The sequence below is a fragment of the Sphingobacterium sp. UBA7631 genome, from assembly GCF_002483935.1.
Lineage (GTDB): Bacteria > Bacteroidota > Bacteroidia > Sphingobacteriales > Sphingobacteriaceae > Sphingobacterium > Sphingobacterium multivorum.
Genome location: NZ_DLIX01000004.1, coordinates 16,907 through 36,240, shown reverse-complemented (window position 1 = coordinate 36,240; position 19,334 = coordinate 16,907). Strand labels below are relative to the sequence as shown.

Annotated in this window: 15 protein-coding genes; 8 read left to right on the top strand and 7 right to left on the bottom strand. The window is 39.6% G+C overall.

Going from position 1 to position 19,334, the window contains the following annotated elements:
• Positions 1-48 precede the first annotated feature (48 nt).
• A complete protein-coding gene (locus B3P16_RS04945) occupies positions 49-1,242 on the bottom strand; it encodes a hypothetical protein (RefSeq protein ID WP_084823262.1) in 1,194 nt (397 codons plus the stop codon).
• A gap of 178 nt (positions 1,243-1,420) precedes the next feature.
• On the opposite strand from B3P16_RS04945, the gene proS reads away from it, so the two are divergent.
• The 3 genes from proS to agaR all read left to right on the top strand — a co-directional run bounded on the left by proS (position 1,421) and on the right by agaR (position 4,679).
• Positions 1,421-2,893 (top strand): proline--tRNA ligase, encoded by a 1,473-nt coding sequence (proS, locus tag B3P16_RS04940; RefSeq protein ID WP_286841604.1) that lies wholly within the window; start codon positions 1,421-1,423, stop codon positions 2,891-2,893.
• A gap of 15 nt (positions 2,894-2,908) precedes the next feature.
• Positions 2,909-3,697, top strand: a complete 789-nt coding sequence (locus B3P16_RS04935) for a GDP-L-fucose synthase (RefSeq protein ID WP_112376121.1) — start codon at positions 2,909-2,911, stop codon at positions 3,695-3,697.
• A gap of 220 nt (positions 3,698-3,917) precedes the next feature.
• Complete coding sequence (agaR, locus tag B3P16_RS04930) at positions 3,918-4,679, top strand: transcriptional repressor AgaR (protein WP_046675473.1); 762 nt, start codon at positions 3,918-3,920, stop codon at positions 4,677-4,679.
• Positions 4,680-4,787: 108 nt separating this feature from the next.
• Here agaR and B3P16_RS04925 read toward each other — a convergent pair whose 3' ends face one another.
• The 3 genes from B3P16_RS04925 to rpoN all read right to left on the bottom strand — a co-directional run bounded on the left by B3P16_RS04925 (position 4,788) and on the right by rpoN (position 8,376).
• Positions 4,788-5,864, bottom strand: a complete 1,077-nt coding sequence (locus B3P16_RS04925; protein WP_286753757.1) for an agmatine deiminase family protein — start codon at positions 5,862-5,864, stop codon at positions 4,788-4,790.
• Positions 5,865-5,953: 89 nt separating this feature from the next.
• Positions 5,954-6,829 carry a carbon-nitrogen hydrolase gene (locus B3P16_RS04920; RefSeq protein ID WP_112376122.1) on the bottom strand — a complete coding sequence of 292 codons (876 nt, stop codon included), beginning with the start codon at positions 6,827-6,829 and terminating at the stop codon, positions 5,954-5,956.
• An 80-nt stretch (positions 6,830-6,909) separates the two neighbouring features.
• A complete protein-coding gene (gene rpoN, locus B3P16_RS04915) occupies positions 6,910-8,376 on the bottom strand; it encodes an RNA polymerase factor sigma-54 (RefSeq protein ID WP_112376123.1) in 1,467 nt (488 codons plus the stop codon).
• Between the two features lie 518 nt (positions 8,377-8,894).
• Here rpoN and B3P16_RS04910 point away from each other — a divergent pair.
• Positions 8,895-11,156, top strand: a complete 2,262-nt coding sequence (locus B3P16_RS04910; RefSeq protein ID WP_312352068.1) for a penicillin-binding protein 1A — start codon at positions 8,895-8,897, stop codon at positions 11,154-11,156.
• A 68-nt stretch (positions 11,157-11,224) separates the two neighbouring features.
• Here B3P16_RS04910 and B3P16_RS04905 read toward each other — a convergent pair whose 3' ends face one another.
• Complete coding sequence (locus B3P16_RS04905) at positions 11,225-11,548, bottom strand: GIY-YIG nuclease family protein (RefSeq protein WP_112376125.1); 324 nt, start codon at positions 11,546-11,548, stop codon at positions 11,225-11,227.
• A gap of 102 nt (positions 11,549-11,650) precedes the next feature.
• Here B3P16_RS04905 and B3P16_RS04900 point away from each other — a divergent pair, with 102 nt between their 5' ends.
• The 4 genes from B3P16_RS04900 to infB all read left to right on the top strand — a co-directional run bounded on the left by B3P16_RS04900 (position 11,651) and on the right by infB (position 17,623).
• Positions 11,651-12,427, top strand: coding sequence for an XRE family transcriptional regulator (locus B3P16_RS04900; RefSeq protein WP_112376126.1), 777 nt, complete (start codon positions 11,651-11,653; stop codon positions 12,425-12,427).
• Positions 12,428-12,664: 237 nt separating this feature from the next.
• Entirely contained in the window at positions 12,665-13,129 is a 465-nt protein-coding gene (gene rimP / locus B3P16_RS04895; protein WP_075993376.1) for a ribosome assembly cofactor RimP, read from the top strand.
• Positions 13,130-13,134: 5 nt separating this feature from the next.
• Positions 13,135-14,376 (top strand): transcription termination factor NusA, encoded by a 1,242-nt coding sequence (nusA, locus tag B3P16_RS04890; protein WP_070567754.1) that lies wholly within the window; start codon positions 13,135-13,137, stop codon positions 14,374-14,376.
• A gap of 103 nt (positions 14,377-14,479) precedes the next feature.
• Complete coding sequence (gene infB / locus B3P16_RS04885; RefSeq protein ID WP_286841601.1) at positions 14,480-17,623, top strand: translation initiation factor IF-2; 3,144 nt, start codon at positions 14,480-14,482, stop codon at positions 17,621-17,623.
• Positions 17,624-17,683: 60 nt separating this feature from the next.
• Here infB and B3P16_RS04880 read toward each other — a convergent pair whose 3' ends face one another.
• Both B3P16_RS04880 and B3P16_RS04875 read right to left on the bottom strand, forming a co-directional pair.
• Positions 17,684-18,076 carry a VOC family protein gene (locus B3P16_RS04880; protein ID WP_286841599.1) on the bottom strand — a complete coding sequence of 131 codons (393 nt, stop codon included), beginning with the start codon at positions 18,074-18,076 and terminating at the stop codon, positions 17,684-17,686.
• An 89-nt stretch (positions 18,077-18,165) separates the two neighbouring features.
• On the bottom strand, positions 18,166-19,227 hold the full coding sequence (locus B3P16_RS04875) for an NADH:flavin oxidoreductase/NADH oxidase (RefSeq protein WP_070567747.1): 1,062 nt from the start codon (positions 19,225-19,227) through the stop codon (positions 18,166-18,168).
• Positions 19,228-19,334 lie beyond the last annotated feature (107 nt).

The window sequence follows — 19,334 nt, the reverse complement described above, 5'->3', positions numbered from 1 at the left end:
AATCAGTAGCACACAAGATGCTGCGTGCTACTGTTTAAATGCTTTTAACTATCGAGTGCGTCCTCCACTTGATCTTGAGCTACCGCCTCCAGAGAAGCCTCCTCCCGAAGATCTAGAACTACCACCTCCAGAAAAACCACCGCTAGAGCGGGAAGATGAACCACTATCATAGCTTCTTGTTGGCGGAGTATACGACGGTCTTGACGTTGAGCTTGGGTTGCTGGAACGTGTTTCCATCGAACGGCTCATCGGACGAGATACCTCTCCCGAACTGTTTCGTGATCTGGAATCATTATTATAATATCCGCTAGAGGTGCTACGTGTGTTGTTTGGATAGGAGCCATTGACTCTGTCTGACGTTCTTGAACGCATACCGTCTGAGTAAGCTCTGTTCGAAACGCCATCTGATGTTCTTGTTCTTCCTCCAGTTCTATCGTATGAAGAACTCCGTGAAGATACCGTGCCATCAGAATTTCTTGATCTACTAGCAACGGATGTGATTCTGCCTCTAGAATCACGTGCTACGCCAGTACGGTCGTATCCTCCAGAACTCCGAGCAACACTGTTACGGTCATATCCACCTGAAGTTCGGGTTCGTGATGATGAACTGCGCGTGTTATAGTTATCTCTGTATACAGATCTACTTGATGCATAGCGTGGTCTTGAGTTACCCCAGTAGCCACCGCCCCAGTAACCGTTTCCATACCAACCAGATCCCCAATAGCCGCCGCCATACCAGCCACCCCAAGGTCTGTAACCGCCATACCAAGGAGAGCCCCAGCCCCAGCTAGATCCCCAACCCCATCCGAGGCCGATAGACCAGGATGAACCCCATCCAGAGTTCCATCCCCATCCCATTCCGAATGAAGGGCCGTATCCATACCAACCACCGAAACCATAACCATACCATGGATCAAAAAATGGGTCAAAGTACGTCATGCCCGGACTAGCGTAATAGAAACGATTGATACGGTTTGCATATTCAAGATCTTCATAGGAATCATTGTTGTAATCCTGATCAGAATATTCGTCATCATAGTAACCACCTTGTGCCTGTCCGTTTGGTTGGGACTGATCTGCATCTGTGTAATAGTAATCTGGGCTTTGATAAACCTTTTGTCTCGCTTGCCCATTATTGCCATAGACATCGTCGCCATAGATTTGCCTACTTGTACCGCAGGAACCAAGCATGAACGCTCCTGTTATGGCAAGTGCTCCGATAAATAATCTATTTTTTTTCATAATATCCTAAATCCTTATTTTCGATTATACAGCCTTATTTACTATCTTAGACGCAGATTTCTCGAAGGGGTTTAATCGAAGTAATCAAAAATACAAATATTTTTTATTGAACGCTTTTCGTATTAGAATTACAGACGGGATTTAACGTAATAATGTTACAATAATTTATCAATTTCATATGAGTAAAGGAATAACAAGTCGTGCTGAAGATTATTCGCAATGGTATAACGAGCTTGTGATCAAAGCTGATCTAGCTGAAAATTCAGCTGTACGAGGCTGTATGGTGATCAAACCATACGGGTACGCTATCTGGGAACGGATGCAAGCGATCTTAGATAAAAGATTTAAAGAAACAGGTCATAGCAACGCTTATTTCCCTTTATTCATTCCCAAATCGTTTTTTTCAAAAGAAGCTGCGCATGTGGAAGGTTTCGCTACCGAATGCGCGGTAGTAACTCATTATAGATTAAAAAACGATGGTACAGGTAAGATCGTAGTGGATGAAGAGGCGAAATTGGAGGAAGAGCTAATTGTACGTCCGACTTCTGAGACGATTATATGGAATACCTACCGTGGTTGGATTGAATCTTATCGTGATCTTCCAATTTTGGTCAACCAATGGGCCAACGTCGTACGATGGGAAATGCGTACACGTCTTTTCTTGCGTACTGCGGAGTTTTTGTGGCAGGAGGGCCATACAGCTCACGCAACCAGAGAAGAGGCTATTGAAGAAACCGAACGTATGCTTGATGTCTATGCGGAATTTGCTGAAAAGATATTGGCTGTGCCTGTTGTACGTGGTAGAAAAACAGAAAACGAACGTTTTGCGGGTGCCTTGGATACCTATTGTATTGAAGCATTGATGCAAGATGGAAAAGCATTGCAAGCAGGAACTTCTCATTTCCTCGGCCAAAACTTTGCAAAGGCGTTTGACGTGAAATTTACGTCTAAAGAAGGAAAATTGGAGCATGTTTGGGCGACTTCTTGGGGTGTTTCTACACGTTTGATGGGTGCATTGATTATGGCTCACTCAGATGATCAAGGATTGGTATTGCCACCAAAATTGGCACCAATTCAAGTTGTCATTGTTCCGATTTTTAAAACTGATGCAGAAAAAGCACAGATCGATGAATTCGTGAATCAGTTGACAAAAGAATTACGGGTGAACGACATATCCGTAAAATACGACGATCGGGACACTCAACGTCCGGGCTTTAAATTTGCAGAATGGGAGTTAAAAGGTGTTCCTGTACGTGTCGCAGTCGGGGCAAGAGATATGCAAAATGGTACGGTAGAATTAGCGCGACGTGATACCCAAACGAAGGAAACGGTTGCTCAGGAGGGCTTGGCCGGTACTATTGTACAATTGCTAGGTACTATACAAGAAAATATATACCAAAAAGCATTAAATTTCAGGACATCGCATTTCACTGAAGTGAATTCGTATGATGAGTTTAAAGAAGTGCTGGAAGGTAAGGGTGGTTTTATCTCTTGTCATTGGGACGGAACAACAGAAACAGAAAAACGCGTAAAAGAAGAAACCAAGGCAACAATTCGTTGTATTCCTCTGGATGCGAAAGAAGAGGAAGGTGTTTGTATCTTTACCGGGAAGCCTTCAAATCGTCGTGTACTCTTTGCAAAAGCCTATTAATAGTCTTATCAGAATATGAGGATACTCATTTTGGGATGTGGTTGGCTTGCAGAATCTTTTGCGCTACATATGAAGTATCAAGGCCATGAGGTTTGGGCTAGTACGACAACATCTGAAAAATACCATCGGCTTAATGCCGATGGTATTTTTTCATTTATTCTAGACTTTGATTATGAAAACTTTCCAGCAAGGATAGATTTACCTACTCAATTTGACTTCGTATTAAACAGTATTCCGGCAAGTCAGAAAAATAGTGTAGCGATTCTTGAAAACAGATTTTCGAATATTAAATCATTTTACAGGCACATTACTTGGAAGAAACAAGTCTTTCTGAGCTCTATTGGAATTTATCCGGATAAAGATGCTGTATTTGATGAATTCTATGCAGATACAACCGAGCTCTCATCAAAACTCTTGCTTGCTGAAGCATGCATGTTGGGATTGGCTGATACCATAATTTATCGATTAGGAGGTTTGTTTGGTAAAAACCGTGTTTTTGCCAAATATTTTTCCGAACGTATTTGTACGACGGGTGAACAGCCAGCCAATTTTGTTCATATCGATGATGTGATCAGACTGTTAGAGGCGGCATCTTGCAATGTGCTTAAACATACTGTATACAATGTTGTTGCTCCCTTACATCCTAAAAAAAAGGACGTAATTCTAGCGTCGGCAAAAAAATATGGCTATATTTTGCCACTTGCATTCGAAGCAACGAATACGATTCAAAAAATAGTTAGGGGTGAATTACTTCAAGAGGAACTGGAGTATGAATATGTCCTGCCTGATCCTTTGCAATTTTAATTCATTTTTATTTTAAAAAGAAAAATGAATTTGTGACTACCAAGGTGAAAAAATTAAATAATTTCATTATTTTAACATCAATTCTACTATGGGAAATTTAAGTAGGGGGTCATATTTGCGGGAATTTACCCATATCGAGAAATTTTTGCCAGATATTGGTGTTTTCCTTTGAACAAACCGATAATAGATTAGTATTTTAACAGCATATTATAATAGAGCCATGACAAATGTAGAGAGACATCAATATATCTTAAAACAATTAAAGGAAGTCGGCGTAGTTCAGGTAATTGATCTATGTGAGGAATTGGGCGTTTCCTCTGTGACCATTCGGAAGGATTTGACCTTGTTGGAAGATAGTGGATTGTTGTTTAGGACGCATGGCGGGGCAACACAATATAATCCTTATACGACTGATCGTACCGTATTTGAAAAAGAGAAACTTCGTTCGGATGATAAAAGCAGGATCGGGAAAAAAGCGGCTGAAATGATTGAGGAAAATGATTCCATCATTATAGCTTCAGGAACGACCATGCAGTCGCTAGCAAAGCAGATTGTTCCTAAAGGAAATATTACTGTAGTGACTTCGGCATTGAATGTTGCAATGGAATTGATCAAATATCCTTCGGTTGAAATCATGCAGATGGGGGGGACGCTTCGCAAGACCTCAACATCCGTAACGGGAAAGTATGCAGAAAATTTATTACAGGATTTTTATTGCAGTAAATTGTTTTTGGGTGTAGACGGGATTGACCTGGAGTACGGGGTATCAACGTCAAGTGCGCAGGAAGCTCAATTAAATCGCATTATGATCGATACGGCTCAAAAAGTTGTCGTTCTTGCAGATTCTTCCAAATTTGGAAGAAGAAGTTTCGGACGAATTTGTGGTTTTGATAAAATTGATATATTAATTACCGATGACAAAGTAAATACAAGCTTTGTGGAATCGTTAGAAAAAGCTGGGGTAAACGTCATAGTTGTTTAACACAGTTTAACAAAAAAAACTCAAAACTATGCTCGACTTTTTATCATAAAAAATGTCCCCAAAAGAGTGTTTAACTTTTTGGGGACATTTTTTCTATGGATAGTTTTTTTAGCTCAGTGCCGGCTCCTGCTGGCTTAAACAGTGGAAACTTCCCAGCCCCCAAATAATGTCAACGGAATTTATACCGATGACTTTACGTGTAGGGAAACAGCCTTGGATAATATCCAGTGCTCTTTGGTCATTTTTATCGTTGAAGATCGGTACAACAACGATATCGTTTGCAATGTAGAAATTAGCATAAGAAGCAGGCAATCTTGTTTCGTCATAGATGACCGGTGCTGGCATTGGGAGCTCAACGATATGCAGTGGCTCTCCATTTAAGAGTCTAAATGAACGAAGTGTTGCTAGATTTTCTTGAAGTATCTCGTAGTTTTCATCCCTTGGATCTTCCTCGACAACTGTTAAAACGGTGTTTTCGTTGACGAAACGTGTAATATCGTCAATGTGTCCATCTGTATCGTCTCCAACGATACCGTCTCCAAGCCATAAAACCTGTTCCTGACCGTAAAATTCTTTTAAATAAGTTTCTATCTGCTCTTTTGTCAGGTGTGGATTTCGGTTTTTATTCAATAGACAAGCCGTTGTTGTCATGATTGTTCCTGCGCCATTAAACTCAACTGAACCGCCTTCCATGACGATATCAGGGACAAATAGAGGAAGGTTGAATGTTGTGGCAATACGTGTCGGAACAATATCGTCCAGGTCGAAAGGAGGGTATTTTCCACCCCAGGCATTATAGCCCCAGTCGACTACTGCTTTTTGATTTGTTGCTTGGTTAATAATAAAAGCGGGACCGTGGTCTCTACACCAAGCATCGTTAGTCGGATTAAAGTAGAATTCGATATTGCTAAAATCTGTTGTCACTTCTTTGAGTGCGGTAATAGCAAAATTTTGCATTTCCTCATTAGCGACGTTAATCCTTACTTTTTGCCCTGCTGCTACGGCTTTAATAAATTCGCAATAAGGTTTGTATATTGTTTCGATCTTCCCAGGCCAAGATTCCTCTTTATGTGGCCAACTCAACCATAAGGCTTCTTGCTTTGCCCATTCTGCAGGAAAAGAGAAGCCCTGTTGTTTTGGGGAATTGTCAAAATAGTCCAGGGTGAATGTTTTTTTTTGTTCCATACTTATTTTAGCGGGATTAAAAAAGCCATTTCAGTTTGTTTCAGCACAGTGGTATGCCTTCGAAACTGAAATGGCTAGCATATCCAATATTAGTCTTCGTCAATAAAACGTTTGGTGATCGGCGCGTATGTTTCGATTCTTCGGTCTCTCAAAAATGGCCAATGTTTTCTGAAATAGTCCGATTCATTTAAATCTAGTTCGACGACCTCAATTTCTTCTTTGTCATGTGAAGCAAGGTAGAGTAATTTACCTTGTCCATTCGTCACGAAGCTTCCACCCCAGAATTTCATTGCACCATTTTGTTCAAATCCCACACGGTTAACGGATACAACAGGAACGCCGTTTGCAACGGCATGGGAGCGTTGTATTGTTTGCCATGCATTATATTGATCTTTGTTGGTTTCTTCATCTTGGTCTGTTGCCCATCCGATAGCAGTAGGATAGAATAAAATTTCGGCACCCATCAATGCGGTAATTCGAGATGCTTCCGGATACCATTGATCCCAGCAAATTAAGATGCCTATTTTTCCAAATTTTGTTTTGAATACTTTGTAGCCTAAATCGCCTGGTGTAAAATAGAATTTTTCGTAAAACGCAGGGTCATCTGGAATATGCATTTTGCGATATTTTCCTAAATAGGAACCGTCTGCATCCAATACAGCGGTTGTATTATGGTACAGTCCTTCTGCTCTTTTTTCAAATAATGAAGCGATAATGACGACACCTGCTTCTTTAGCAACAGCCGATAGGGCGTCCGTTGATGGACCCGGAATAGCTTCAGCCAGTGCGAAATTGTCATAATCTTCCACATCGCAGAAATATAAAGAGGTAAATAGTTCTTGCAGACACACAATTTGCGCACCTTTTGCAGCGGCTTCTTTTACTTTAGCGATAGCTTTTTCGAGATTCTCTTGTTTGCTTGCGGTACAGCTCATCTGTACAACTCCAACTTTTACTTTGCTCATTCTTTAATGCTTATTTTAATACAGCACAAAGATACTATTCTTAATTTGGATTTGGTCGGTAGGAAAAACAAAAAGAGCTCTTAGAGCTCTTTTCGTAATCTTGCTACCGGAATGTTCAATGCTTCCCGATATTTTGCAACCGTTCGCCGCGCAATATTGTAGCCTTTTTCTTTGAGAATCTCAGTGAGTTTCTCGTCAGCCAAGGGTTTCCGTTTATTTTCTTTTGCGATGCACTCCTCCAATATTTTCTTAACCTCTTTATTGGATACTTCTTCACCAGAATCCGTTTGAATAGCTTCAGAGAAAAACGATTTTAAGAGAAATGTTCCAAATTCTGTTTGTACGTATTTTGAATTTGCTACCCGCGACACAGTTGATATATCCATATCGATTTTGTCGGCGATGTCTTTTAATATCATTGGTTTTAGCTTACGATCATCACCTGTGAGGAAATAATCATATTGGTATTCCATGATTGCATTCATTGTTTTTAGTAGGGTTTGTTGACGCTGTTTTATTGCATCAATAAACCATTTGGCTGAGTCAAGTTTTTGTTTGACAAATTGCACAGCCTCTTTCATTTTTTTATCCTTTTGATCCGATTTCTCGTAATGTTCAAACATGTGTTGGTAATCACGACTTATGCGGAGCTCAGGTGCATTTCGGCCATTTAAAGTCAAATGCAGTGTTCCATCATTATTGCTGATATGGAAATCCGGGATAATATGTAGTTGCTTGCCTGCTACTGCGCCAGAATCTCCTGGTTTTGGATTAAGTTTTAGAATTTCGTTGACTACGTTTTTTAAATCTTCTGATGAAACGCCTAAAGATTTTTCTAATTTATCATAATGCTTTTTAGTGAATTCTTCCAGGTAATTCGCTACGACTTTAATAGCGAGTTTGATTGTGGGATTTTGTGTGTCCTTTTTTTGTAATTGGATCAATAGGCACTCTTGCAGATCTCGTGCTCCAATTCCTGCAGGCTCAAAATCTTGAATTACCTTTAGCATATCCAATACTTCCTGTTCATCGGTCATTACATTTTGGCCAAAAGCGAGGTCGTCGACAAGATTGATGATGGGCCGGCGTAAATAGCCGTCATCGTCCAGACTGCCAATAATTTGCTGGCCAATTAAAAAGTGCTTGTCATCTAAAGCTAAAAGGTCTAATTGTTGTTGTAACTGCTCATAAAAGGAGTGCTGAATTGCAACAGGCATTTCTTTTCGGTCGTCATCGTCATCTCCGTAGTCATAGCCATTGCCATAATCTTTGAAATCATCTTCCTGGATATAGTCTTCTAAACTAAAGTCTTCTGAGTCGAATCCGTCTTCATTGTCAAAATTGTCATCTGGATCTTTATCGGGGTATTCTTCTATAGGATCGGTCATATTAGTCAAGCTACCATCTTCTAACGCAGGGTTTTCTTCTAATTCTTCCTTGATTCTCGCATCTAATGAAACAGTCGGAACCTGCAACAATTTTATAAATTGTATTTGCTGCGGGGACAATTTCTGTAATAGCTTTTGTTGTAATGTTTGTTTTAACATGCTAATAGTTGACTTTTTTACATCTAAATTTAAACAAATATCATTATTATTTTAAAATAAAATCGATAATAAATAAAAAATGGGTATAATATTTGTGGAACGCGGGAAAAAGTTGCAAAGAAATTTGAGACTAGGCCTTTTTCTACCTATAGGTCTTTTGTTGTTTAATCGTGGCTGTAATTTCCAAAATCCACCCTTTCGAATTATGTCGTATTTTACAGTTGTTTGGCAGGTGTTTTTTATTGTTAAAAAATGTAAATAGTTGATTACAGCGATTTATTTAGTTGTATATTTAGCCCCTGAAAATAGATAAAAAGGCATATTGGACAGGTGTAAAACCTTTTGCTGGTCGGATGTGTTGAATATAAGATAAATTTCCATTTATGTTTAAACGTATTAAGAATAGGATTCTTCGTTATCTTGTTATAGCAGTATATTTTATCATTATATTGGTGTGTGCTATACAATTGAATTTTTTGTGGCTCTTTGGTTATTCTCCAACAAAAAAGGATATCGTTATGCCTAGTGTTAATATCTCTACGGAATTATACACGGCAGATAGTGTTTTAATTGGACGGTATTTCGACGAGGACAGAAATCCAATTCCATTTGATAGTATTCCGAAGTCTGTTACTAATGCGTTGATTGCAACTGAGGATGTTCGTTTTTATAGCCATAATGGTGTTGATTTTTTTGGTCTAGGATCAGGTATTATCTCTACATTAAAAGGGGATAAACGAGGCGCGAGTACAATTACGCAACAGTTAGCTAAAAATCTTTATCGTACTCGTTATAATAAGGCCGGTGGATTGTTGACGCGTCTTCCGGTGGCGGGTCTAGTGATCACGAAGTTTAAGGAGTGGATGACGGCTTATAAATTGGAGCAACGTTATTCCAAAAATCAGATATTGGAGATGTATTTAAATACAGTATCCTTCAGTAATAATGCCTATGGGATTGAGACTGCTGCAAAGCGCTATTTTTCGAAAGGAGCGAATCAATTGAATCAGACCGAAGCTGCTGTTTTGATTGGCATGTTAAAAGGTACGACTTTATATAATCCTATTCGTAATCCCGAAAATGCTTTTGTGCGAAAAAACACCGTTTTAAGTCAAATGTATAAAGGTGGTTTTCTGAAAAAAGAAGAGTATGATAAACTGGTTAAGGAGAAGATTGTTTTGAATACAAATAGTCAAGATCTTAATGCGGGTGGAGATTCTTACTTACGTGCTGCAGTAGCTAAATGGTTGGAAAAATGGTCTGAGGATAACAATTATGATATCTATACAGACGGTTTGAAAATTTACACGACGATAAATTCTAAACTTCAAAAGCATGCTGAAGAGGCTGTGGCGAAACAAATGATTGAATTACAGCAACGTCTAAATAACACCTGGGAGGGCCAGGAGCCTTGGCGTGATTTATCAGGTAAGGTTATACCCAACTTCTTGGATAATTTGGCAAAGAAAACTCCTTATTATGCTTTTTTGAGTAAAAAATATGCGAATACCCCTGATAGCATCAATTACTTCCTAAATAAAAAGAAGAAGATCGAAGTTTATAATTGGAAGGATGGTGGTAAGATCCAAAAGGATATGTCTACAATGGATTCTTTGAAATATTATGCCATGATGTTAAATGCAGGCATGATGTCTATGGATCCGTACTCGGGTGAAATTAAAGCATGGGTGGGTGGGATCAACCACCAATATTTTAAGTATGATCACGTGATGCAGGCGAAGCGACAAGCGGGGTCTACATTTAAACCTTTTGTATACTTGGCTGCTTTGGAGTCAGGGATGTCTCCGTGTGATAAGATTACGGATAAACCTGTTACGATCAAGATTGATAAAGGAGATTCTGTTGAGGTTTGGGAGCCTAAAAATGCAGATTGGAATTTTTCCTATCGTGAAATGTCGTTGCGTCATGCGATGGCGCGTTCCATTAATTCGGTTACGGTTCAGTTAACTGATATGGTTACGCCCGCGAAAGTTGTTGATGCGGCACATCGTTGTGGTATTACAAGTAAATTAAATCCTGTTGCCTCTGTGGGGTTAGGACCTAATGATGTTTCTGTTTTTGAAATGGTGAATGGGTACTCGACGATGATGAATCACGGTGAGCGTGTCTCACCTTTATTGGTGTCTAAGATCGAGGATCATGATGGTAATGTTATTGCCACTTTTCAGGCGGAGCGTAAACAAGTGGTGGATAAACAAGATGCCTGGTTGATGACGTATATGCTGCGGGGTGGTATGGAAGAACCTGGAGGTACATCTCAGGGATTGTGGGAATGGGATTTATTTGATAAGGAAAATGAAATCGGAGGAAAGACAGGTACTTCTTCCGAATATGTAGATGGTTGGTATATGGGAGTGACTAAAGATTTGGTGACAGGTGTTTGGGTTGGCTGTGACGAACGGAGTATTCACTTTAAAAATTCTCATTCGGGAGAAGGTTCTCGTACAGCATTACCAATATTTGGGGTGTATATGGAGTCTGTTTATAAAGACAAACAATTGGGATATACGCAAGGTAAGTTTCCTAGTCCTACTGTTGAAATTACGAAATCTTACAAATGCGAAACTCCGCGTTATAGTGATCCGGAACCAGAGCAAAGTGATTCGACACAAGTAGAAGAGCCCGCTGATGAAGGATTTATCGGGCCTGAGGAAGAGGGAACGGAGCATCCTGTTGAGCGTAATCATACTGAAGGTGCTGATAGCGGAACGAGTAGCGTGGGGTCATCCTCGTTGGAGGAGCTTGGTAGTCAAAACTGATAATAGTTAAAGATATATCTAAAAAATAAAGATGGCCGCCTAGTTTAACTAAGGTGGCTTTTTTTATGCTAGGCTGCGTGGTTGGAATCTCTCTTGGTGAACGTTTGGTGTTGCTGAGGGAAAAGATTATTCCAATTAGGATTATATTTACGGATGAGCCTTTCGACTTGCATGGTTGTAAAATGTTGCAGTTCACTTATTCTCTTATTGGCGGTCTCCGAATTTGTGAAAGATTCTGTGTAGATTATTCGATTTAAGCTAGGGCCCTGGTTGAAAATAAAATTATTGGACTGCTGTAGTTCCATTACTGTACTAAAGATGTTGGAACTGAGACCGATTTTAAAGTGTTTCCGATTGTTGTCAGTTGATATATATACAATAAAATTGTTCATAATGCTAAATTATTTGGACGTTTAAAATATATTTACTAATTTTATTGGCACAATATTACTAATAAAATTAGTTTTTGCAAAATATTTTTTTGAAAAAATAATATGTCAAATATTTCGTCCAATCTGAAATTCCTTCGAAAAGGAAAAAAAATCACCCAGCAACAATTTGCTGATCTTATGGAAATTAAGCGTGCGTCTGTCGGTGCATACGAGGAAGATCGAGCAGAGCCTAAATATGAGTTATTAAAGAAGATTGCCGAATTCTATGGTTTGACTATGGATGAGTTGGCAAACGATGTTATTGATGACAAATGGAAGCCGGTTCCTAAAAGCAATGCCTCAAATTTAAGGGTGCTTAGTGTGACTGTGGATGCAGATGATCGTGAAAATATCGAACTTGTTCCGGTTAAGGCTAGTGCGGGGTATTTAAATGGATATGGTGATCCAGAATATGTTGCTGAGTTGCCAAAGTTTTCGCTACCTATGTTTGGTCAGGGGACATTTCGTGCTTTTGAAATAAAAGGGGATTCGATGTTGCCTTTACCTTCTGGTTCTATTATTGTGGCCGAATACGTAGAAAATTGGCATGATATTAAACCAGGAAGTACCTATATTGTCGTGTCGAAAGAAGATGGTGTGGTGTATAAACGCGTTGCTTTTAAATTTAAAGAGGATAAAGGTTTGAAGCTTGTTTCTGATAATAAGACCTATGAGCCCTATTGGGTAGAGACTGCTGATATTCTTGAAGTGTGGAAGGCTAAGGCTTTTATTAGTACACAGCTGCCCGAACCTACTCCGGAGCCAACCATGGAAACCCTGACCAGCATGATGGCGCAGATGCAGAAGACGATTAATGCAGTGGTAGATGGTTCTAAATAGTGGAGAATTATCTACGTATTTTTATTATTTAGTCACGCTGTGAAGATGATTACAAGGACTGAGGAGCGATCGGTAGCTTGTTTTTATAGGGACTGTAGGTATATTGAATATAAAAACAATCTATCTAAGTTTGTTTTTTATTTTATAAAATGCTATATTTGCATATCTGAAAGGAAGGGGGCTCGTATTGCCCCCTTTTTTTAATTCAATTAATTTAGCATTTCTAGAAACAGAACAATGCAGCATATAGAAAAGAGAGTTATTGAACTCATCGCGGAAAAAATTGCAGATCGCGAGGATTTGTTTATCGTCAGTGTGAAGATGCGCCCAAATAAAATTCTCGAGATTCTTTTGGACGGAGATAATGGGGTGAATATTGATGATTGCGCACAGGTGAGCCGTCATGTTGGTTTCCACTTGGAGGAGGAAAATGTAATTGATGATGCTTACCGTTTAGAGGTTTCATCTCCAGGTATTGATGCTAATTTTGTTAATATCCGACAGTATCAAAAGAATATAGGTCGTACAGTTCAGGTAAAGTTGAACGATAATACAAAAGTTGAAGGTACATTATTGACCGTAGACGAGATGAAGATCAATGTTCTTCAAAAGATAAAAGAAAAAGGTAAAAAAGCACAAGAGGTAGAAAAAGAACTTCCTTTTGATCAAATAAAAGCAACAAAAGTGGTAATTTCATTTTAATAATAATGAGTAACAGCAACATCAATCTGATAGACTCTTTTCAAGAGTTTAAGGAGTTTAAGAATATCGATAGACCTACTGTTATTACAGTATTGGAAGAGGTTTTTCGTAGTATGATCCGTCGTCGTTTTGGTACGGATGAAAATGTGGATGTTATCGTGAATCCAGATAACGGAGATTTGGAGATTTGGAGGACGCGTGTCGTTGTTGAAGATGAGTTTTCAGAAGATGATGACCTTGAAATCGAATTAGCGGAAGCTAGAAAGCATGATGAAGATTTGGAAGTAGGTGATGATTTTATTGAACAGATCACATTGGAAAGCTTTGGTCGTCGTGCAATTTTAGCGGCACGTCAGACGCTTGTATCTAAGGTTTTGGAATTGGAAAAAGACGAGGTCTTTAAGAAATATAAAGATAGAGAAGGAGAGTTGGTCATTGGTGAGGTCTATCAGATTTGGAAAAAGGAGATCTTGGTATTGGATGAGGACGGGAATGAATTAATTCTTCCTAAATCAGAGCAAATCCCAGCTGACTATTTCAAAAAGGGAGATGGCATTCGCGCAGTTGTGCATAAAGTAGATATGATGAATAATAATCCGAAGATTATTATTTCACGTACTGCACCTGCGTTCTTACAACGTTTATTTGAACTTGAGGTTCCTGAGATTTTCGATGGTTTGATTACGATCAAGAAAATCGTTCGTGAGCCAGGGGAAAGAGCAAAGGTTGCTGTTGAGTCTTATGACGATCGTATTGATCCTGTAGGAGCTTGTGTTGGTATGAAGGGGTCTCGTATTCATGGTATCGTTCGTGAGCTGCGTAATGAGAATATTGATGTAATTAATTTTACAACAAATCATTCGTTGTACATCGCTCGTGCTTTGAGCCCTGCAAGAATTAGCTCAATCAAAATCGATGAAGAAAATAAGACTGCGGCTGTATATTTAAAATCGGATCAAGTTTCTTTAGCCATTGGACGTGGGGGACATAATATTAAATTGGCTGGTAAATTGACTGGTTATGAAATAGATGTTTATCGCGAAAATGACGAGTTTGATGAAGATGTCGATATCGAAGAATTCAGCGATGAGATTGAAAGCTGGGTTATTGATGAATTGAAGCGTGTCGGCTTGGATTCAGCTAAGTCGGTGTTGTCTCTTAGCGAGGAAGAGCTGGTTAGACGTACCGATTTGGAAGAGGATACTGTTCGTGAGATTGTACGTATTTTACAAGCTGAATTTGAATAAAATTCAGCTCGTTAATTTTTTTCTATCTAACATTCGGAATAAATTGTTTATGGATGGAAAAAAACATATTTTTGTAATTATATTAAAATAGTTTATATTATAGATGACTGAAGGAAAAGGAACAAACTTGCTTAAAGCAGCAAAGGAACTCAACATCGGGATACATACCGCCGTGGAATGTTTAGTGAAAAAAGGATATGATGTAGAAGCAAAGCCTAACACTAAATTGAGCGGAGAGATGTATGGTGTGCTGTTAAAAGAGTTTCAGGGAGACAAATCACTGAAAGATGAAGCTAAACAAATTGTGATTGGCAAAATTCGTCGTGAGGAGTCGCCGTCCTCTTCTCCTAAGGAATCATCTAAGAATGAGGATTTCGAAGATCATGATGAATCCAAGGAAATCTTGGTCAAGAATACAGTAGAAATCCCTTCTGTTAAGGAAACTACTCCTGCAAAAGTGGAGGAGCCCGTTCATCAAGGTGGTATGAAGGTGGTTGGTAAGATTGATCTTGACGCATTGAATAGAGGCGGAAGTAAGGTCAAGAAGGAAGAACCTGTTAAGGAGGAACCAAAAACCATTAAAGAAACGCCTGTAGAGGCTAAAGCTGAAGCTAAGGTGGAAGAAAAGAAGGAAGCCGAAGTCAAAGCGCCTATTGTTGAAGCGAAAAAAGAAGAACCAAAGGTTATTGAAAAGAAGCCGGAAGTTGTTGTACCAAAAGCTGAAATAGAAAAACCCGAAGTAAATAAAACTGAAGTAAAAGCAACTCCGGTTGTAGAGACAAAAACTGAACCTGTGAAGGTAGAAGACAAGAAAAAAGAAGAAACAGCGCCGAAAGCTGTGCCAGTAACTCCAATAGTGGAGCCTGCGAAAAAACAAGGAGATGAAATTATTTCTGCTCGTGCGGAAAGATTGACAGGTCCTAAAGTCATTGGTAAAATTGAATTACCATCTGCTAGACCTTCCCACAAACCAGTGGCTTCATCTTCAAATGCTGGAAATAATAATGAGAAACGTAAGCGTAAGCGTACGAATCCAAATGGTCCAGTAAACCCAAATGCGGGGCAAGGTCATAATAATCAAAACCGTGGACCGCGCGATGGTAACAATCCCAACAACCGGGACCAACAAGGAGGTAACCGAGGTGGGAATCATGGTCCTAACAACAACCCGAACAATCGTCAAGGGCAAAACAACAACCAACACCCAGGTAGACCGGGACAAGGAGGTAACAACCAACACTCAGGTAGACCAGGACAAGGTACGAGACCGCAACACGGTAATCGTTTTGACAATAGAGGTAAGGGAAGACCTGTTGAGAATAAGGAAGAACCTACTGAAAAGGAAATCCAAGATCAAATCAAAGCAACACTTGCTCGTTTGAGTGGTGCAGGTAAATCTGGTAAATTTGCGCAACGTGCCAAATTGAGACGTCAGAAACGTGATGATGTTGCTCAACATGCGGAAGAAGCTGCAATGGAGCAAGAAATGATGGCAAAAGTATTGCGTGTTACAGAGTTCGTAACTGCAAACGAATTAGCTAATTTGATGGACGTTCAGGTAACCCAAATTATTGCAACTTGTATGAGTTTGGGTATGTTCGTGTCAATTAATCAGCGTTTAGATGCGGAAACTTTAACCATTGTAGCGGATGAATTTGGTTATCAGGTAGAGTTTATCAAACCTGAGGATGAGGAGACTGCTGAATTGGAGGAACCGGATACAGAAGAGAACTTGATTTCAAGAGCGCCTATTGTAACGGTCATGGGACACGTCGACCATGGTAAGACCTCTTTACTGGATTATATCCGTAAGGCGAACGTTACTTCTGGTGAGGCGGGTGGTATCACCCAACATATCGGTGCATACGCGGTGAAATTGGAGGATGGTCGGAAGATCACTTTCTTGGATACTCCTGGTCACGAGGCTTTTACAGCGATGCGTGCCCGTGGTGCCAAAGTAACAGATATTGTTATTATTGTTATCGCAGCTGACGACGCCGTCATGCCGCAAACAAAAGAAGCGATCAACCACGCGCAGGCAGCAGGAGTTCCAATCGTATTTGCATTTACTAAAGTAGATAAACCGGGAGCAAATCCTGATAGAATCCGTGAGCAGCTTTCTGCGATGAATATCTTAGTTGAAGACTGGGGCGGTAAGTTCCAAGCGCAAGAGATTTCAGCAAAAACGGGGGAAAATGTTGACCTATTATTAGAGAAAGTTCTATTGGAAGCTGAGATGTTAGATCTAAAAGCTGATCCGAAAAAACGTGCTGTTGGTTCAGTAATTGAAGCAGCTTTGGATAAAGGTCGTGGTATCGTGACAACGGTGTTGATACAAAGTGGTACATTACGTGTTGGAGACCCTATTTTAGCGGGATCACATTCAGGTAAGGTGAAGGCTTTGACTAATGAAAGAGGTGAACGTGTTAAAGAGGCGGGACCTTCTGTTCCAGTGCAAATCTTGGGTATGGCCGGCGCACCAACAGCAGGGGATAAGCTTTATGTTCTTGAAAGCGAGTCTGAAGCTAGAACTGTAGCTAACAAACGTCTTCAGTTACAACGCGAGCAAGGCATGCGTGCAACTAAACATATTACCTTGGATGAAATCGGTCGTCGTTTGGCTATCGGTAACTTTAAAGAACTTAATATTATCGTTAAAGGTGATGTGGACGGTTCTATTGAAGCATTATCAGATTCATTATTGAAATTGTCTACTGACGAAATTCAGGTTAATATCATTCACAAATCAGTGGGTGCAATCTCTGAATCAGATGTATTGTTAGCTTCTGCTTCCGATGCGATTATCATAGGTTTCCAAGTACGTCCAACACAAAACGCACGTAAGTTGGCAGAGAACGAGCAAATTGATGTACGTTTATATTCGATCATCTATGATGCGATTGATGAAATCAAATCTGCGATGGAGGGTATGTTGGCGCCGAAATTTGAAGAGAAAATCGTTGCTGAGGTTGAAATCAGAGAAACCTTCAAAATTTCTAAAGTGGGTACGATTGCCGGATGTATGGTTAAAGAAGGTAAGATCAATAGAAATAATGATATCCGCATAATCAGAGATGGTGTTGTAATTCATACTGGTAAACTGGCATCGTTGAAACGTTTTAAAGACGATGTGAAAGAAGTTTCAATGGGTTATGAATGTGGTTTGAATATTGACCGTTTCAACGATATTCAAGTAGGAGATATTGTTGAAGCTTACGAACAAGTTGAAGTGAAACGTAAATTGTAATCACTTAGTGGTACACTAATAAAACAGAAAGCGGCATTGANNTCAATGCCGCTTTCTGTTTTAACGTTCGTATAGTTCTATTGGAACCTGATCAGGATCAAAGAAGAATGTAAAGCGTTTATTTGTTAACTCGTCTATTCTGATCCCTTCATGTGATACACCTGCTTTTTCGAGCTTATTTAATTCGATGTCGAGATTATCGACTTCGAATGCAAGATGTCTTAAACCGGCAGCTTCTGGAAAGCTGAGCCGATTAGGCGGTGATGGGAACGAAAAAAGTTCTATAATGTAATGATCGTTGAGTTTGAGGTCCAGTTTGTAGGAATCACGTTCCACACGATAGTATTCTCTAGCAATCTCTAGGCCCAGTATGCCCGTATAGAATTTCTTTGAACGCTCGTAATTGCTGCATATAATGGCAATATGATGTATCTTGTTGAGGTTTAATTTCATCTTTCAATACTTATCTCATGGCATTTGTTATATCTTTTGTTCGTTTAGGATATGGAGCATATACAGACTATTTTACCATGTCTCTCCTATTATTTTGCTCTTTCATATTGTTTAGGCCAAGGAACTTCAGCGTCTAATTCTTTGGCAAAATGTAATGGAAGGTGTGGATCATCAAGAAATCCCCGTGCGATTAAGATTAAATCTGCTTGCTTTCGCGTAATGATCTCGGATGCTTCAATAGCAGTTTTAATTAAACCTACAGTGGCAACGTTATTCTTGGTATTCTCCTTAATAGCGGTGGCGAAAGGGAGCTGATATGCTGGTCCTACATCTATTTTTTGATAGGAGACCAATCCTCCACTTGAAACATCAATCAGGTCTACCCCCAATGCATATAGCTGTTGTGATAAGGCTATGGATTGCTTTAAGTCCCAGCCGGCTTCGGCCCAGTCAGTTGCTGAAATACGTACCCATAAACTTTGGCTTGTTATTTCTTGTTTTACTCTTTTCACAATTTCAATAAGAAAGCGTATTCTATTTTCAAAGATCCCGCCGAAAGTGTCTTTTCGTAAGTTGCTCAGTGGTGAAAGAAATTGATGGATCAGATATCCATGTGCTGCATGGAGTTCAATAATTTCATAGCCGGCTTGGATTGCTCTTTTCGTCGCTGTTCCAAATTGTTCAATCAGATTTTCAATGGCGGAAACATCAAGTTCCTGTGGTTCATAATCTCCTGCATGGAAAGCTATTGCAGATGGAGCAACTGTTTGCCAGCCCTGAGGGTCCGTTGGTGAAAATTGATTCCTGCCAAGCCAAGGTTTATTGCTGCTTGCTTTGCGGCCTGCATGGGCAAGTTGTATGCCGGGTATGGAATTATTTGCTTTAATGAACTCGGTTATTTCTTTTAATTTTTCGATATGCTGGTCGTCCCATAAACCAAGGTCTCCATCACTGATTCGACCGTCAGGGCTAACTGCTGTTGCTTCTTGTATTACTGCTGCAGCTCCGCCGATTGCAAATTGGCCCAAATGAACCAAATGCCAGTTATTTGCAAAACCATCTTTTGCCGAGTATTGACACATTGGGGATACAACCAAACGATTTTTCAATTGTAAATTTCCGATGTTTACTGATGAAAATAATTGACTCATAATTGCTTGTTTATAGAAGATAGGAGCAATGAAAGCTCCTATTTTAATCAATTTCTTTGTATCATAAAAGAAAGCTATTAAAAGGGCTGTATTTGACCCTGATGAAT

Coding starts and splice junctions, on each gene's coding strand:
- rimP (WP_075993376.1), top strand. CDS start 12,665: ATGCAGCATATAGAAAAGAGAGTTATTGAACTCATCGCGGAAAAAATT.
- rpoN (WP_112376123.1), bottom strand. CDS start 8,376: ATGTTAAAACAAACATTACAACAAAAGCTATTACAGAAATTGTCCCCG.
- B3P16_RS04925 (WP_286753757.1), bottom strand. CDS start 5,864: ATGGAACAAAAAAAAACATTCACCCTGGACTATTTTGACAATTCCCCA.
- B3P16_RS04875 (WP_070567747.1), bottom strand. CDS start 19,227: ATGAGTCAATTATTTTCATCAGTAAACATCGGAAATTTACAATTGAAA.
- B3P16_RS04945 (WP_084823262.1), bottom strand. CDS start 1,242: ATGAAAAAAAATAGATTATTTATCGGAGCACTTGCCATAACAGGAGCG.
- nusA (WP_070567754.1), top strand. CDS start 13,135: ATGAGTAACAGCAACATCAATCTGATAGACTCTTTTCAAGAGTTTAAG.
- infB (WP_286841601.1), top strand. CDS start 14,480: ATGACTGAAGGAAAAGGAACAAACTTGCTTAAAGCAGCAAAGGAACTC.
- agaR (WP_046675473.1), top strand. CDS start 3,918: ATGACAAATGTAGAGAGACATCAATATATCTTAAAACAATTAAAGGAA.
- B3P16_RS04905 (WP_112376125.1), bottom strand. CDS start 11,548: ATGAACAATTTTATTGTATATATATCAACTGACAACAATCGGAAACAC.
- B3P16_RS04880 (WP_286841599.1), bottom strand. CDS start 18,076: ATGAAATTAAACCTCAACAAGATACATCATATTGCCATTATATGCAGC.
- B3P16_RS04900 (WP_112376126.1), top strand. CDS start 11,651: ATGTCAAATATTTCGTCCAATCTGAAATTCCTTCGAAAAGGAAAAAAA.
- proS (WP_286841604.1), top strand. CDS start 1,421: ATGAGTAAAGGAATAACAAGTCGTGCTGAAGATTATTCGCAATGGTAT.
- B3P16_RS04920 (WP_112376122.1), bottom strand. CDS start 6,829: ATGAGCAAAGTAAAAGTTGGAGTTGTACAGATGAGCTGTACCGCAAGC.
- B3P16_RS04935 (WP_112376121.1), top strand. CDS start 2,909: ATGAGGATACTCATTTTGGGATGTGGTTGGCTTGCAGAATCTTTTGCG.
- B3P16_RS04910 (WP_312352068.1), top strand. CDS start 8,895: ATGCCTAGTGTTAATATCTCTACGGAATTATACACGGCAGATAGTGTT.